General features: G+C 64.9%; 14 protein-coding genes and 2 pseudogenes. 10 read left to right on the top strand and 6 right to left on the bottom strand.

Going from position 1 to position 14,895, the window contains the following annotated elements:
- Nucleotides 1–21 precede the first annotated feature (21 nt).
- From B7R24_RS09010 to B7R24_RS08975, 8 genes are all read left to right on the top strand, one after another.
- Complete coding sequence (locus B7R24_RS09010; RefSeq protein WP_116418642.1) at nt 22–1,287, top strand: M20/M25/M40 family metallo-hydrolase; 1,266 nt, start codon at nt 22–24, stop codon at nt 1,285–1,287.
- Entirely contained in the window at nt 1,284–2,063 is a 780-nt protein-coding gene (locus B7R24_RS18305; protein WP_116418641.1) for a FadR/GntR family transcriptional regulator, read from the top strand. Before B7R24_RS09010 ends, B7R24_RS18305 begins: the two co-directional genes overlap by 4 nt.
- On the top strand, nt 2,060–3,019 hold the full coding sequence (locus B7R24_RS09000) for an ABC transporter permease (protein WP_116418640.1): 960 nt from the start codon (nt 2,060–2,062) through the stop codon (nt 3,017–3,019). The genes B7R24_RS18305 and B7R24_RS09000 overlap by 4 nt, the downstream gene beginning before the upstream one ends.
- Nucleotides 3,016–3,888, top strand: coding sequence for an ABC transporter permease (locus tag B7R24_RS08995; protein WP_116418639.1), 873 nt, complete (start codon nt 3,016–3,018; stop codon nt 3,886–3,888). Before B7R24_RS09000 ends, B7R24_RS08995 begins: the two co-directional genes overlap by 4 nt.
- Nucleotides 3,885–4,799: an ABC transporter ATP-binding protein gene (locus B7R24_RS08990; protein ID WP_116418638.1), complete on the top strand. Its 915-nt coding sequence runs from the start codon at nt 3,885–3,887 to the stop codon at nt 4,797–4,799. The genes B7R24_RS08995 and B7R24_RS08990 overlap by 4 nt, the downstream gene beginning before the upstream one ends.
- Complete coding sequence (locus B7R24_RS08985; RefSeq protein WP_116418637.1) at nt 4,796–5,617, top strand: ATP-binding cassette domain-containing protein; 822 nt, start codon at nt 4,796–4,798, stop codon at nt 5,615–5,617. Before B7R24_RS08990 ends, B7R24_RS08985 begins: the two co-directional genes overlap by 4 nt.
- Complete coding sequence (locus B7R24_RS08980) at nt 5,604–6,407, top strand: alpha/beta fold hydrolase (RefSeq protein WP_116418636.1); 804 nt, start codon at nt 5,604–5,606, stop codon at nt 6,405–6,407. The genes B7R24_RS08985 and B7R24_RS08980 overlap by 14 nt, the downstream gene beginning before the upstream one ends.
- A gap of 67 nt (nt 6,408–6,474) precedes the next feature.
- Nucleotides 6,475–8,043, top strand: a complete 1,569-nt coding sequence (locus B7R24_RS08975) for an ABC transporter substrate-binding protein (RefSeq protein WP_116418635.1) — start codon at nt 6,475–6,477, stop codon at nt 8,041–8,043.
- A gap of 554 nt (nt 8,044–8,597) precedes the next feature.
- On the opposite strand, the pseudogene B7R24_RS18100 reads toward B7R24_RS08975, so the two are convergent.
- A pseudogene (locus B7R24_RS18100) lies at nt 8,598–9,296 on the bottom strand (CocE/NonD family hydrolase C-terminal non-catalytic domain-containing protein); the annotation flags it as partial.
- Nucleotides 9,241–10,140 carry a CocE/NonD family hydrolase gene (locus B7R24_RS18430; protein ID WP_147304963.1) on the bottom strand — a complete coding sequence of 300 codons (900 nt, stop codon included), beginning with the start codon at nt 10,138–10,140 and terminating at the stop codon, nt 9,241–9,243. The pseudogene B7R24_RS18100 and the gene B7R24_RS18430, both read right to left, overlap by 56 nt.
- Here B7R24_RS18430 and B7R24_RS08955 point away from each other — a divergent pair.
- Nucleotides 10,029–10,298, top strand: a pseudogene (locus B7R24_RS08955) (hypothetical protein); the annotation flags it as partial. The gene B7R24_RS18430 and the pseudogene B7R24_RS08955 overlap by 112 nt on opposite strands.
- Before the next feature lie 244 nt (nt 10,299–10,542).
- Here the strand turns inward: B7R24_RS08955 and B7R24_RS17585 are convergent.
- The 4 genes from B7R24_RS17585 to B7R24_RS08930 form a co-directional block, all read right to left on the bottom strand.
- Nucleotides 10,543–10,710 (bottom strand): hypothetical protein, encoded by a 168-nt coding sequence (locus B7R24_RS17585; protein WP_172582767.1) that lies wholly within the window; start codon nt 10,708–10,710, stop codon nt 10,543–10,545.
- Nucleotides 10,711–10,746: 36 nt separating this feature from the next.
- Nucleotides 10,747–12,438 (bottom strand): aa3-type cytochrome oxidase subunit I, encoded by a 1,692-nt coding sequence (gene ctaD, locus B7R24_RS08945; RefSeq protein WP_437123522.1) that lies wholly within the window; start codon nt 12,436–12,438, stop codon nt 10,747–10,749.
- A 520-nt stretch (nt 12,439–12,958) separates the two neighbouring features.
- Nucleotides 12,959–13,537 carry a TerD family protein gene (locus tag B7R24_RS08935; RefSeq protein WP_116418628.1) on the bottom strand — a complete coding sequence of 193 codons (579 nt, stop codon included), beginning with the start codon at nt 13,535–13,537 and terminating at the stop codon, nt 12,959–12,961.
- Nucleotides 13,538–13,694: 157 nt separating this feature from the next.
- Nucleotides 13,695–13,883 (bottom strand): hypothetical protein, encoded by a 189-nt coding sequence (locus B7R24_RS08930; RefSeq protein WP_116418627.1) that lies wholly within the window; start codon nt 13,881–13,883, stop codon nt 13,695–13,697.
- 298 nt (nt 13,884–14,181) lie between these two features.
- Here B7R24_RS08930 and B7R24_RS08925 point away from each other — a divergent pair, with 298 nt between their 5' ends.
- A complete protein-coding gene (locus B7R24_RS08925) occupies nt 14,182–14,889 on the top strand; it encodes a FadR/GntR family transcriptional regulator (RefSeq protein WP_116418626.1) in 708 nt (235 codons plus the stop codon).
- The last annotated feature ends 6 nt before the right edge of the window (nt 14,890–14,895 follow it).

Genomic DNA, 14,895 nt, shown 5'->3' with positions numbered 1-14,895 from the left:
GGCGAACGAGGATCTCCCGCCATGTCGAACCACCTTGACCGCGCCATCGACGCTCACACAGAAGAGGCCTTTGCCTTCCTCGAGCGACTTGTGGCGGCTTCGAGCATGATCGGCCACGAGCAGGCCGCCCTCGAAGTGTTCGAAGAAGAAGCGAAGCAGGTGGGGCTCGACACGACGCGACTGCCCTTCGACAATGCCCCTTTCGACGACCCGCGCGCGGGCGTCACTGCGCCGTCCAGCCGGCTCAGCGACGAGAGATTCCAGCTTCTGGCCACAACGCCCGGCGAACAGGAGCTGACCCTTCTCCTGAACGGTCACATGGATGTCGTACCCGCCGAGTCGCCCGAACTCTGGACGTCGCCGCCTTTCTCTCCCGAACGTCGCAACGGCCGACTGTTCGGCCGCGGTGCGGGAGACATGAAGGCGGGCTTCGCTGTGGGAATACTCGCACTCCGCGCGCTACGGGATGTCGCACCCGGGCTCTTCGCGACGAACCGCCTCGGCTTCCTTGCCGTCATCGAAGAGGAGTGCACCGGGAACGGAACACTCCGCTCCCTCGCGGAACAGGGAGTGACGGCCGCCGAGGTCGTCGTGCTCGAACCGACGCAGGGCGGCCTCATGGTGGGCGGCGTGGGTGTGTTGTGGGTCGACGTCGATGTGATTGCCTTCTCTGCCCACGCGGAGGCATCGCACGGGGTTGCGAATGCCATTGAGTTGGGGATGCGCATCGTGGCGACACTCCAGAGCTGGTCGGAGTCCCTCGTCGCCAGCGAGCCCGAGCCGAGCATGCCCGGAGGTTCGCGCCCCTACAACGTCAATCTCGGCACGGTGCGCTCCGGCGACTGGACCTCGACGGCGCCTGCGACGGCGAGCCTCGGCATCCGCATCGGTTTTCCTCGTGGCTGGTCGGCGACGCAGGCGGAGGAGCGTATCAGGGCCGTCATTTCCGACGCGGTCGAAGCCGATCGGGATTTCCCTGCACAGCCGGTTGTCACGCTGTCGGGCTTTCGGGCGGGCGGGTACCTGCTCGATGAAGACAGTGCTCTCGTGAGGGACCTGCGACGTGCGAATTCCGATGCCCACGGCACGACCCTCGAAGCGTTCACTCTGGGAAGCACGACCGACGCGCGCACCTATCTCAACGATTTCGGTATTCCGGCCGTGTGTTTCGGGGCGACCGCCTTCGACATGCACGGGGTCGACGAATCCGTCGACCTCCAGAGCATCGTCGACGCCGCGCGAACACTCGCCCGGTTCCTCCTGATGCGATTCGAGGAGGTCGAATGAGCGTCGAAACAGCGTCCGGCGCCGATCCGGACACTCTCGACGAGCCCACGACCGTGGGTCAATGGGCAGCGCCGATCGTCTCCCGCCGCGTCGCCGACGATGTCGTCGACCGGCTCGTCACGGCCATCGCCCTGGGGGTGTACGTGACGACACAACAGTTGCCCACCGAACGGGAACTGGCGTCGATGCTCGGGGTATCGCGCACATCGGTGCGGGAGGCGCTCAAGCAGCTCACCCAGACCGGGTACCTCGAAGTGCGTCACGGTCGCAATGGTGGATACTTCGTTCTCGCCGACTGGGGGCCGACCTCGGCCGAACACGTGCGGAGGCACCTGGTACCCAATTGGGAGGAGTTCGAGCAGATCTTCGACGCACGAACCCTCGTCGAGCCGATGATCGCGCGTACCGCGGCGCTCCGCTGCACCGACGAGGATGCCGCACGGATCTCGACAGCCCTCCAGGACTATCTCGATGCACCCGACCACGACGCTTCCCGCCGCGCCGACTCGAGCCTGCACCAGGCGATCGCCCAAGCCACCCATAATCCGATCCTCGTCAACCTCTCTGTCGAACTCCGAACCAGGATCAGCCTGAACCTCGGTGCCGAGCCCTACACCGACGAGGTGCGCAGGCAGGCGATCAGGCAGCACCAGGAGCTGGTGTCCGCCGTCATCGACGGGCGGGAAGACGAGGCATCCCACATCGCCGCGAAGCACTTCACCCTGTCTGAAACCCTCATCCGCGCTCTGGTCGAGCGAGCGGAGCACGAAGAATGACATCCCGACTCGCCTTCGTCGCGCGACGTGTTCTGCTGACGATTCCGGTGCTCTTCGTCATGAGCATCGTCGTGTTCCTCATCATCAGGCTCGTTCCCGGAGACCCTGTTCGCACCATGCTCGGATTCAGGGCGACGGATGCGAACGTCGCCGAAGTCCGTCACCAGCTCGGGCTCGACCAGGACATCCTGACCCAGTACCTGAACTGGGCGGGCGCACTGTTCCGCGGTGACCTGGGCTCCGACATCGTCAGTCACGCACCACTGTCAGAACTTCTCGCCCAGCGCCTGCCGGTGACGTTCGAGCTCACCGGGCTTGCCATCGTGCTCGCCGTGGCCATCGGCGTCCCCCTGGGTATCAGGGCCGCCACCGGTGGCAGGTGGGTCAAACGCCTGACCGAGGGTTTCGTCGTCTTCGGCATCAGCATTCCCGACTTCTGGCTGGGCATCATGCTCGTTCTCCTGTTCACCGGAACGCTGGCGATCCTGCCGCCCTCGGGCTATGTGCCCTTCGCCGACGACCCCGTGAACAACCTCCGGTACATGATCCTGCCCGTGCTGACGTTGGCGGTCGGCGAGGCCGCCTACATTCTGCGCACCACGCGAAGCGCACTGACCGGTGTACTCGACAGGCCCTTCATCACTTTCCTGCGCGCCAAAGGGCTCAGCACCCGCAGGATCGTGTCGGGCCATGCGCTCCGCAACGCGGCCCCGGCCATCGTCACGGTCATCGGCATCCAGATCGGCGTGCTGCTCGGTGGGGCCATCATCATCGAGACGCTCTTCGCCCTCCCCGGTGTCGGTCGACTCGTCGTCACTGCGATCACCCAGCGCAACTACCCGGCAGTCCAGGCCGGCGTGCTCGCGATCGCCGTCACGTTCATCGTGGTCTCGCTGATAACCGACATCCTGGTCGGAGCTCTTGACCCGCGGGTCTCAGATGGGAAGTCGACATGAGCGTTCAGACGCAGCTCGAACGCGTGGCGCCGATCACGACGCCGCGGGCGAGGAGGCGGTCATCCACGCGCTTCCTCCTGGGTGGGGGCGCGCTGCTCGGCGTGCTCGCCATTCTGGCCATCGCCGCACCCCTCCTGGCTCCACACGACCCTGAGGCGGTCGTGGTGAGGGAGGTGCTCGGTGCACCGAGCTTCGACCACCCCTTCGGCTCTGACGTACTGGGGCGCGACGTGCTGAGCCGGGTGCTCTACGGCCTGCGCGTGAGCCTCCTGGTCTCGGTGTCGGCGGTGCTCGTGTCGACGATCATCGCCGTACCACTCGGGCTGCTCGCCGGATACTTCGGGCGGTGGGTCGACACCACGATCTCGCGCACGCTCGACATGATCCTCGTGCTGCCGGCGATGCTTCTCGCCATCACCTTCATCGCCATTCTCGGGCCCGGAAGCGCGGTGGCAGCCCTCGCGATCGCCGTCATCTACCTGCCGATCCTGGCCAGGGTGATGCGCTCGAGCACCCTCATCGTGACTCGCAACGAGTTCGTCGTCGGGGCCAGGGCGCGGGGCGCGGGCCATCTGAGGGTGATCGTGAGTCACGTCGCACCCAACGCGATGGGCCCGGTGATCGTGCAGGCCTCTGTACTCAGCGCCTTTGCGTTGCAGCTCGAAGCGGGCCTCAGCTTCCTCGGACTGGGCACGCAGCCGCCGACCCCGTCGCTCGGCGGGATGCTGAGCGACGGTCGTGATGTGCTGGTGCAGGCTCCCTGGGTCGAGATCTTCCCCGGCCTCGCGATCGTGGTCGCGGTTCTCGCGTTCACTTTCCTCGGCGAGGGCCTTCGCCGCGCCTTCGATCCGAAGGGGGTCGCAGAATGAGTCCCGATGACCGGATCGAGGTCCCGGCCGACGTCCTGCAGTTCACCGACGTCAGCGTCACTTTCGCGACCGATGACGCGTCCCCCGTCGGGCCGGCGGTCGACGGCGTCACTCTGGCGCTACGGCGCGGCGAGATCTTCGGCATCGTGGGGGAGAGTGGCAGCGGCAAGAGCACGCTCGCGAACGCGGTGATGGGGCTCCTGCCCGGCACCGCGACCGTCACCGGCAGCATTCTCGTCAACGGGCGCGAGGTTGTCGGTCAGGACGATGCCCAGCTTCGATCGATGCGAGGCGACGAAGTCTCGATGATCTTCCAGGACGCATCCGCGAGCCTCGACCCCACCTGGCCTGTCGGCGACCAGATCGCCGAGACCATCAGGGCGCACCGCCTCATCGACCGCCGGGAGGCCAAGGCACGCGCGACAGCCCTGATGACAGAGGTGGGCATTCCGGATGCGGCGGACCGGTACGGGGACGCACCCCACCGCCTCTCCGGTGGCCAGCGCCAGCGCATCGTGATCGCCGCAGCACTGGCCAACGATCCGCAGCTCCTGATCGCTGACGAGCCGACAACGGCGCTCGACGTCACGATCCAGGCGCAGGTTCTCGAACTGATCGACCGCCTCCGCACGGTGCACGGCACAACCGTTCTGCTCATCTCGCACGACCTCGGTGTGATCGCGCAGGTCTGCGATCGCGTGGGTGTGATGTACGGCGGGGTCCTGCTCGAAGTTGCCACGGCCCGGGAGCTGTTCAGGGCTCCGAAGCATCCGTACACGCGGGCCCTCCTGGCCGCCAACCCCGCGGGCGCTCCCCGAGGGACACGGCTTCCGGTCATCCCGGCCGCCTGGAGCATCGAGAGCCTTTCCGAGGCCGAACTTCTGGCACAGGCGAAGGAGGCGGAGAGATGACGGGCGACCTGCTGACGGTCGAAGGCCTCACGAAGACCTTCACGACAGGCGGGCCACCGTGGAACCGCCACCGTGTGCATGCGCTCAGGGACGTCTCCGTGTCTGTCGATACAGGCAGAACCCTCGGTCTGGTCGGCGAGTCGGGCAGCGGCAAGAGCACTCTCGGCCGCTGCATCCTCGGTCTCGAGAAAGCCGAGTCCGGTTCCGTCGTCTTCGACGGTGTCGAGACCTCCAGCCTCAGTGGCCGGGCGCTCGTCGATTTCCGCCGCCGCGTTCAGCCTGTCTTCCAGGACCCCTTCGGCAGTCTCGACCCCCGCTGGCCGGTCGGCCGCAGCGTTCGCGAAGCGCTCGACTGCTTCGCCATCGGCACACCGGTCGACCGCGAACGGCGGGTGCTCGACCTGTTCGATCGTGTCGGCCTGAACCCCGCTTTCGCAACGCGCCTGCCCGCAGCCCTCTCCGGAGGCCAACGCCAGAGGGTGGGAATCGCCGCCGCGTTGGCCAGCAATCCCGAGCTGATCATCGCCGATGAACCGGTCAGTGCGCTCGACGTCAGCGTGCAGGCGCAGATCCTCAACCTGCTCATGGACCTGCAGAGCGACCTCGGTGTCGCATCCCTCTTCATCACCCACGATCTCGGAGTCGTCGAACACGTCAGTGACGACATCGCCGTGTTGTTCCATGGCGTGGTCGTCGAAACAGGCGACACCGATCAGGTCATGACGGCGCCCCAGCACGAGTACACGCGAACGCTGCTCAAGGCGATTCCGCGTCCCCCTTCCGACCACCAGACAGGAGAAAACCATGCCAGTAGCTGACGTCAACGGAATCACCATCAACTACCTCATCGACGGCGACGACACCGCCACCGAGACCATCGTGCTCATCAACGGGCTTGCCGACGACCTTCATTCGTGGGACTTTCAGATCCCCGATCTCGTCGAGGCGGGTTTCCGGGTTCTTCGATTCGACAATCGCGGTATCGGCGAGACCGACAGGCCAGCCGGGCCCTACACCTCCACGCTCCTCGCTGACGACGCGAAGGCGCTGGTGGACGAGCTCGGCATCACCGACTTCCACCTGATGGGGGTGTCGATGGGCGGGATGATCGCCCAGGAGTTCGCAATCGCGCACGGGGACGGGCTCAAGTCCCTCACCCTGGCCTGCACCTACGGCGTCGCAGACCCCTTCTGCCAGCAGATGTTCGCGTACTGGGCCGATCTGGCGAAGGCGATCGATGTTCCGTTCGTCATGCGCGATGTGGCGCTCTGGGCATTCACCGGGCCGTTCTTCGAGCATCGGCCTGCCGACGCGACCGAGTTCGCTGGTGCGATGGCCTCACTCGACATGGAGGTGGAGACCTACCTGGCCCAACTGAACGTCATTCAGGAACATGACGCTCTCGATCGGATCGGCAGCATCACCGTGCCGACGCTCGTTCTCGCCGGTGACGAAGACATCCTCATTCCGGTTCGACTCTCCCAGCGCCTCCACGAGGCCATTCCCGGCTCGCGCTGGGCAACCACACCGGGCGGGCACGCCTGCCTCTGGGAGTCACCCGAGCCGTTCAACAGAGCATTCATCGACTTCGTCCGCAGCGCATCCTGAACATCCCCTCTCCCGCTCCACACGGCACCTCGAGCCGGCACTGACCAGCCACTAAGGAAGCAATCACATGAAAACAGCACTCCGGCGCAGAGTCGCCAAACGCTCCTTCATCGGCGCGCTCTCACTCTCGATAGCGCTCGTCCTCACGGCCTGTGGCACTTCCACGGGTGGCACCACCTCGGGCTCCGCGGCCTCGATCACCGACGGGGGCACCCTGCGCGCCGCTCTCACGGGCGAACCCGACTCGCTCGACCCGGCCACCTCATCCATCTACACCGGAGCGCAGGTCTACGAGGGCATCTTCTCCAAGCTCATCGACCTGAACGCCGACGGCACCTTCGTTCCCGACCTGGCCACCAAGTGGGTGCAGACCGACCCGACCACCTGGACCTTCACACTGGTCGACAACGCCACCTTCCAGAACGGTGAGAAGTTCTCGTCTGCCGACGTGGTCTACACCTTCAACCGCATTCTCGACCCGGCGACGGCCAGCGCCTATGCCGGTCTCTACGAGCAGATCTCCTCCGTCGAGGCGACCGACCCCACGACCGTCGTCTTCCATCTGAAAGGGGCCTTCGGCCCCTTCCTCACCAACCTCGCCACCAATGGCGAGATCGTCAATCAGAAGGCCATCGAGTCGTCTGATCCGACTCGCAATCCCGTCGGAACCGGCCCGTTCACCTTTGTCGAATGGGTGCAGGGCGACCACATCTCCGTGAAGAAGAACCCCGACTACTTCAAGAAGGATCTGCCCCACCTCGACGCGATCACGTTCCGCTTCCTCCCCAACGACCAGAGCCGGATCGACGCTCTCTCCGCTGGCGAGATCGACTGGGCCGACGCCGTGCCGCTGCAGCAGGTCGGCTCGCTGAGCAAGGACCCGCGCTTCACCTACGTCACCAGTGCGGTCGCCGGCATCCCGGACTTTCTGGCCATGAACACCACGAAGCCACCGTTCAACGACCCGAAGGTCAGGCAGGCGGTCGCACTGGCGATCAACCGCTCAGACATCAAAGACGTCGCCTACCTCGGCACCGGGGAGGACGGCCTCGAAGAGGTACCGACCGGGTCTGCGTGGTACGACGCATCCGGGATCTTCGGAGCCACGCAAGACGTCGCCCAGGCAAAGAAACTTCTGGCTGAGGCCGGATACGCCAACGGGCTGACGATCGACTACCTCGGCCTGTCGCAGTACCCCGAACTGCTGAAGACAGGACAGGTGGTGCGCGACGAACTCAAGGAGGTCGGCATCACGATGAACATCGATCCGGTCGACGTCTCCGTCTGGTACGACAAGTATTCTTCGCTCGACTACCAAATCACGAGCGCGTACCAGGAACGCACCATCGACCCCGACAACTTCTATTCGCTGGTCGCGAAGTCGGGCGGCCCCATCAACACCACCGGCTACTCCAACCCGGCGGTCGACGCCCTGATCGACCAGGCCGCCGCAAGCGACGACCAGGCTGCGCGCAAGGCGCTCTACCAGCAGATCCGCACCACGTTCACCGCGGATGCGCCGTTGGCGTTCACCCACTATGAGACTCTCAACTACCTCATGAACAAGAACGTCACCGGCTCGACCATCACCCCGACGCTGAGCCTGCACATGGAAGACATCGGGTTCACCAAGTAGCAGGCAGTACTGCGTCTCGGTGAGGAGAAGAGGTTCGGGGGCATCACCCCCGGACCTCTTCCTCCGAAGCGATCTGCGCCTGTCTGAGGGATCGACGTGATCGAGGGTGGTTGGCGAAGAACGTTCAGGATCGGCGCGGGATCCAGAGGAGGCGATCACGCTTGCCTGCAGCACGATGAGCAGGGGGATGAGTGCTCTGAGGTCGTCGAAGGGCGGTGTGCTGAGGCTCATGAAAGCGATACCGAACAGTTGCGACACGGTCGCCGGTCGAAGCGACCAGGGGTGCCCGCTCGCGAGAGCGACGGCCAGGTAGCCGGTGAGAACGAACAGGGGGATGTGCACCGCCAGAGCGAGGACGGTTGCCGAGCCAGCGCTTTCTTCGACGGCTGACGATGCAAACCCGGGATGATCGACCGCGATGTTCTGGCGGAGCAGTTCGGTGTGCGTGACGGTGAACAGCACGATGGCGAGGTGGTACAGCGAGACCGCCGCGAGAAGCACTCTCGCAGTCGTGACGGTGCCCGGTGCCCTTCCCGCTCTTCTGACTGGCTCGCTCATCGGAGCTCCCCGGTCTGGCCTGTCCCGACGCTGTTCCAGAGCGGCACAGTCAACGAGCTGTGGTGGTCTCCGCCGGTGTGGATGCGCCAGGCCTGCTGCGGGGTGTGCTGGTAGATCGCGGGGAATTGCCCGACCAGTGGTGGGGCCCGGAAGAAGAAGCGGTCCTGCAGCTCGAGCACGAGTTCGTCACCCGCGGCGAACCGGGTCGCCGAGGGCAGCAGCGTGAGATCGAGTTGCACGATCTGTCCCGGCGCGACAGGTTTCGAGGCAGTGAAGGGGTGGAGCGCTTACCATTCGGTCTCTTTCGTGGGATCGACTGCACGCTGCGCCGCTCGGAGCCACCCTCGTGTCACGATGTCTTCGGTGAATCCGTAGGAGCCCTCGAAGACGACCTCCTCGCCGCGGGAGAACTTCCGGACTCCGGCGAACAGGGTCAGATCGTCGCGGTCCATGCTGACGGCGACGCGCAGACGCATCGGGCCGTCGACATCCGCCTGGTGCTCGAATCGCCAGCGGAACTGAGCCTTGCCGTGTGGCGCATCCTGTTGCGCCGGCCCTGGACGTGACGTGGCGGAGAGTGCGTTGCCGGAAGCGTCGAGGTGGAGGACGAGGGGGCTGGCTTGCTTCGGTGGCCACTGGTCAGCCGTGTAGACGGCTGCGACGTCTTTTCGGGTCTGCATGACCTCGATGCGAACCGCCGGGTTTCGAGGATTCCTGTGTCGTCACCGCGGAGGAAGTGGTCGAAGAACGCCGTCTGGGCGGCGAGAGCGTCTGCGTCATAGTAGGTCGACCATTTCGGGCTTCTGTGGGTGTACAGCCACTTCTGTGTCGAACTGACCCGCCGGAACCCCTCGAACGAACCACGGGAGTGGAGACTCTGGTCGGAGAAGCTCCCGCAGACCAGTGCGGGCACGTCGATCCTCTCGAGGGCGATTTCGGCCGCAGGGATTTCTGCCAGGCACTCCAGACCCGCATGAATCCGTTCTCCCGGATGCCGCCGGGGTAGGAGAAGTCGCGATAGGCATCGGTGAACCCCTCCCAGGGGCTGATCGCTGCCAGGTGGGGAGGTTTCGTCGCGGCCGCGGACCACTGGGGTATCGCGAGATACGACACCCCGCTCATCCCGATCCTGCCATTGGACCAGGGCTGCTGTGCTGCCCACTCGATCGCGTCGTGGATGTCTTCGCCCTCGGTGGGGCCGAAGGGTTCGGGAGACCCGTCGGACTTTCCCCACCCCCGAAGATCGCGGGTGACGACCTCCGGGTCGCGGTCGAACCGAACGCCCGCGGATGGCGGGGGTGACGGTGATGTTGGGCCACAGTCTCCGGCACAGGGCGGATCGCCTGGCTCGCCAGTCGTGAAGAGACGCGGGCACGCCTCCTCGGGGCCGCCGATGAACTCTTTCGCGACCGTGGTACCTCGCCACGACGGTGACGTCGATCGCCGAGAGAGCCGGGGCGTCGTTGCAGACGCTGTACCTTGCGTGGGGCAGTCAGAGCGCCCTGTTCCGCGCGGCCGCCGACGCCGCGGCGACCGCATCAGGAATCCCGTTGACACCGGATTCCTGGCGGGAGGCGATCAGGAGACAACTCACCGAGACCGCAGGCACCCATCCCACGGCGCCGACATATCTCGCCGCGGTGGCGCACCTCTTCGTGCAAGTCGCGGCCCGAACATCCACCTATTGGCACATGTAGCCCGGGGCGGCAGCCTCTGACCCCGAGATCGCTGACGGCTACGCCGATTCGATGCGAAAGAGAAGAGTCACCATGGAAGGCGTCGCGGCCGCCGCCTTCCCCTTACCCGGCCTTCGCTCTGGTATCTCGAACCAGCAACGCACCGACACGCTCTGGTCGTCGGCCAGCCCCGAAATGTTCTCCCTTTTCGCCACGCAGGGCGGCCGAACCGCCGCTGAGTACGAAACCTGGCTCGTCACCACTCTCACAACCACTCTGCGAGCCCGGCTGAGTCGACGCCCGCCCGCACGATCAGGCCGCCGAGGGCGCTACTGAAATGCAACTTCTCATCGGGCACATCGGTCGTCTTCGCCGGTTGGATGCCGACGACCCAGACGACAGCTGCGGCCGCGACGAAGATCACAACCAGCAACCAGAGGGGGGAGAGCCTCCATCACCCAGCGCCTCTCTAACGGACTTTCTGGGGTGGAGCGTCTGGTGCGTCCGCGGCGGGCCCCACCCCGATGGGCAGACCGGCTTCGGGATGGTTCAGGTCGAAAGCGGGGGACTCCGAGCGAATGCGCGGGATGGTCGTGAAGTTGTGCCGCGGTGGCGGGCAGGATGTCGCCCACTCCAGGGACCGGGCGTGTCCCCAGGGGTCGTTCACCGTCGCTCGCGGAGCCCGTCTGGCGGTGATGTACACGTTCAGGAAGAACGGGATCATCGAGGAGGCGAGCAGGAACGCACCCACGGTGGAGATCTGGTTCATCCACGTGAACCCGTCATCGGGCGAGTACGACGCGTACCGGCGGGGCATGCCCACGACTCCCAGCCAGTGCTGGATGAGGAACGTCGTGTGGAATCCGATGAACAGGAGCCAGAAGTGCCACTGGCCGAGCTTCTCGTTCAGCATCCTGCCGGTCCACTTCGGCCACCAGAAGTAGAAGCCCGCGAACATCGCGAACACCACGGTGCCGAAGACCACGTAGTGGAAGTGGGCGACGACGAAGTAACTGTCGGAGACGTGGAAGTCGAGCGGCGGCGAAGCCAGGATGACGCCGGTCAGACCGCCGAACGTGAACGTGATCAGAAAGCCGACGGCCCACACCATCGGTGTTTCGAAGGTCACGGAGCCGCGCCACATCGTGCCGACCCAGTTGAAGATCTTGACCCCTGTCGGTACGGCGATCAGCATGGTCATCAGCGAGAAGAACGGCAACAGCACCGACCCGGTGACGTACATGTGGTGAGCCCAGACCGTGACCGAGAGGGCGGCGATGGCGATGGTGGCGTAGACGAGGGTCTTGTAGCCGAACAGGGGTTTGCGACTGAACACAGGGAGTACTTCACTGATGATGCCGAAGAACGGCAGCGCGATGATGTACACCTCCGGGTGGCCGAAGAACCAGAACAGGTGCTGCCAGAGCAGCACACCGCCATTCGCTGCATCGTAGATGTGTGCGTCGAACACCCGGTCGATGCCCAGCGCCGACAGCGCGGCCGCGAGAACGGGGAACGCCATCAGCATCAGGATCCCGGTGACGAGCGTGGTCCAGGTGAACAGCGGCAACCGGAACATCGTCATGCCGGGAGCGCGCATGGTGATGATGGTGGTGATGAAGTTCACCGCGCCGAGGATGGTGCCGAAGCCCGAGAGCACCAGGCCGAAGACCCACAGATTGCCGCCATCGCCTGGGGTGAAGGTCGTACTGGAGAGCGGTGCGTAGGCGAACCAGCCGAATGACGCGGCACCCTGGGGGGTGAGGAACCCGGCGACCACGATCGCGCTGCCGAAGGTGTAGAGCCAGAACGCGAACGCATTCAGGCGGGGGAACGCGACATCCGGAGCGCCGATCTGCAGCGGCATCAGTACGTTTGCGAATCCCGAGAACAGGGGAGTGGCGAACATCAGCAGCATGATCGTTCCGTGCATGGTGAAGAGCTGGTTGTACTGGTCTTTCGTCGCCAACAGCTGGCTGGCGGGTTCGAAGAGCTGGGCCCGAATGACCAACGCCATGACTCCACCGAAACAGAAGTAGAGGAACGACTCGATCAGGTACATGTACCCGATCACCTTGTGGTCGGTGGAGGTGAGCCAGCTCACCAGCACGTTTCCCTTGCGTCTCGCCGAATCACTGATCGTGACGGGTTCCGTGGCAATGCTCACGTCGTTCTCCTTCCGGAACGTTGGTGCAGCGCTCAGTCCTTCATACCGCCGAGTGGAGCTGGACCGATAGGGGCGTCGGCGATCATTTCGTCGGCGGAGCCCGGGGTCAGGCGGCAGGCTCGTTCAGCGCGACGAGATCCGCTCTGACGATTGCACTGGCGTCCTGGACGATCGTGGCCCGCTTCTGCGAGACATGAGTGCCCGTCGCGCTCGAGATCGCGGTGACCAGATCGGCATCGAGTTGGTCGTTGGGTCGAGCGCGCCTCGAGTCCGGACAGCCGTCGTGAAGTTCTGATCTCCGCGACATCCCAGGGTCGGTCGTTGGTCGACGAGGTCACGGAACGTCGACGCGCCGAGCTCAGCCGGATCCTTTCCGCGCTGAGCCCGCAAGAGCAGGCTCAGGTGGCCTCAGCGTTCGATCTCCTGGCATGAGCATCAGGAGAGACCCCCGCAGAAGATCTGCTGATACTCGGCCTGTAGATGATGGCCGCGGTTGTGGGCTGAATGCGTCGGCTCAGTCGAGTGGTACGCCGAAGTCTTTGGCGATTCCCGCGAGTCCGTCGGTGTATCCCTGCCCGACCGCTTTGAATTTCCATTCGGTGCCCTTCCGATAGACCTCGGCGAAGACCATCGCAGTTTCCTGGGCGGCGTCTTCGGTGAGGTCGTAGCGCACGACCTCTTCCAGGTCTTGGTCCATGACCCGGCAGAACGCAGCACGGACTTGCCCGAAGTTCTGGTGGCGGTTGTCGGCCTCGTGGATGGATACGGCGATGATGATGCGCTGGACGTCGTCGGCGACGGAGGCGAGGGTGATCACAATCTGTTCGTCGTCACCGTCTCCCTCGCCGGTTCGGTTGTCGCCCTGGTGCACGACGGACTGGTCGGGGGTCGCCATCTGGTTGTAGAAAATGAAATCCTCACTCGAACGCACTTTCCCGTTCGCTGCGACGAGGATCGCGGAGGCGTCGAGGTCGAACTGTTCCCCGGCCGTGGTGCGGGGGTCCCAGCCGAGCCCGACAGTCGCGACGGTCAGGCCGGGGCTGGTCTTGGTGAGCGAGAGGTTGGCGCCCTTCGAGAGGCTGAGTCCTGCCATGGGTGGTGAATCCTTCTCTGCGTGCGGATGTGAGTCGTCGGCTCCGGTGGAATACGGCGAGAATTTTCGGGTACTTCCATTATGCGGAGGCCGTCGTCAACGGAGGCGCTCGAGCGAAGACAGACGCGGGAGAGGGCATTGCCAGCGTTGCGACCCCTCAGATGCTGCGATGGTCGCGTACGGCCAGTTCGAGGGCCTCGAGGTTGGGTGCCAGGGCCTCATCGACGACCAGGGGGTCGGTGATGTTGAGTTGCTGCATCGCGGGGCGTCCTTCCGACGGGCGGTTCGGGTCGGTCATCGAGTGGACATCCGCGTCGGTCGTGAGGTCGAGCCTGCCTGCGCGCACGTTGCCGGCATTGTTGACGAGGAGATCGACGCTGCTCCAGGAAGCTACTGCGTGCGCGACACGCTCAACGGCGTCGGGCTGGGTCAGGATTCAGATCCATGAGTAGCTTCTCCCTGTTGATTCGGGCTGAACGGTCAGTCTCCGTGGTCTGCCTGGATGGGATCGGGCGTCAGCCACCCTGCACGCTCGCCCAGCGACATGAGGATGTGACGTCGCCGCCCGCCCGGTTCTCGGGACGTCGAGTTGTAACATGGCACACAAGTCGACATGGTCGATGTACCCCCCGTGAAGGAATTCAATGAAGCGCCAAGATCTTCGTCGCCCCTCGCTCACCACGCTGACGGCCGATGCGGTGCTCGACCTGATCAGGGATCGCGGCCTGGGCGAAGGCGACGCGATTCCCTCGGCCGCAGAGATCGCTGAAGCTCTCGGCGTCAGTCGGACCGTGGTTCGTGAGGCGATCGCCGAGCTCGCCGGACAGGGTCTCCTCCTTCGCCAGCAGGGAGCGCAGAGCGTCATCACTGTGCCGGGGAGTAGTCAGCTCGAGCGTCTGGTTCGACTGCGCTTCGCTGTCCACGGCAGTGACCTGGCTCAAGTGCAGGAGTTACGCGAGTCGATCGAGGTGGCCGCCGCGGAGTTGGCTGCAAGACGCGCAACGCGGGAGGACCTGGTCGAACTCAGTGCTCGTCTTGAGCAGTTGAGATCCGCTGGAGACGACGACGCGAGGCATCGGGCCGACCTGGCGTTTCATCGGGCTGTGGTCGTTGCTGCACACAACGACCTCATGCAGATGACGATCGAGGCAGTGGCTCCGCTGCTCGACAGGCTGCTCCTGCAGGTATGGGAGGGTTGGACAAACGCAGGCCGTCCCGTCGACGAGCTCGTCGAGGCGCACGCCCGCATCCTCGAGCGAATCGTGGCGAGCGACGCCGAGGGTTCGGGAAGTGCGATGCGCGCCAACCTGCTGCAGGGCCGATCGGGAGCCAACGACTACCTGAACGCCTGATAGCTC

Origin of the sequence: Subtercola boreus (assembly GCF_003399645.1) — a bacterium.
Classification (GTDB): domain Bacteria; phylum Actinomycetota; class Actinomycetes; order Actinomycetales; family Microbacteriaceae; genus Subtercola; species Subtercola boreus_A.
This window is presented reverse-complemented; position numbering and strand designations above follow the sequence as displayed.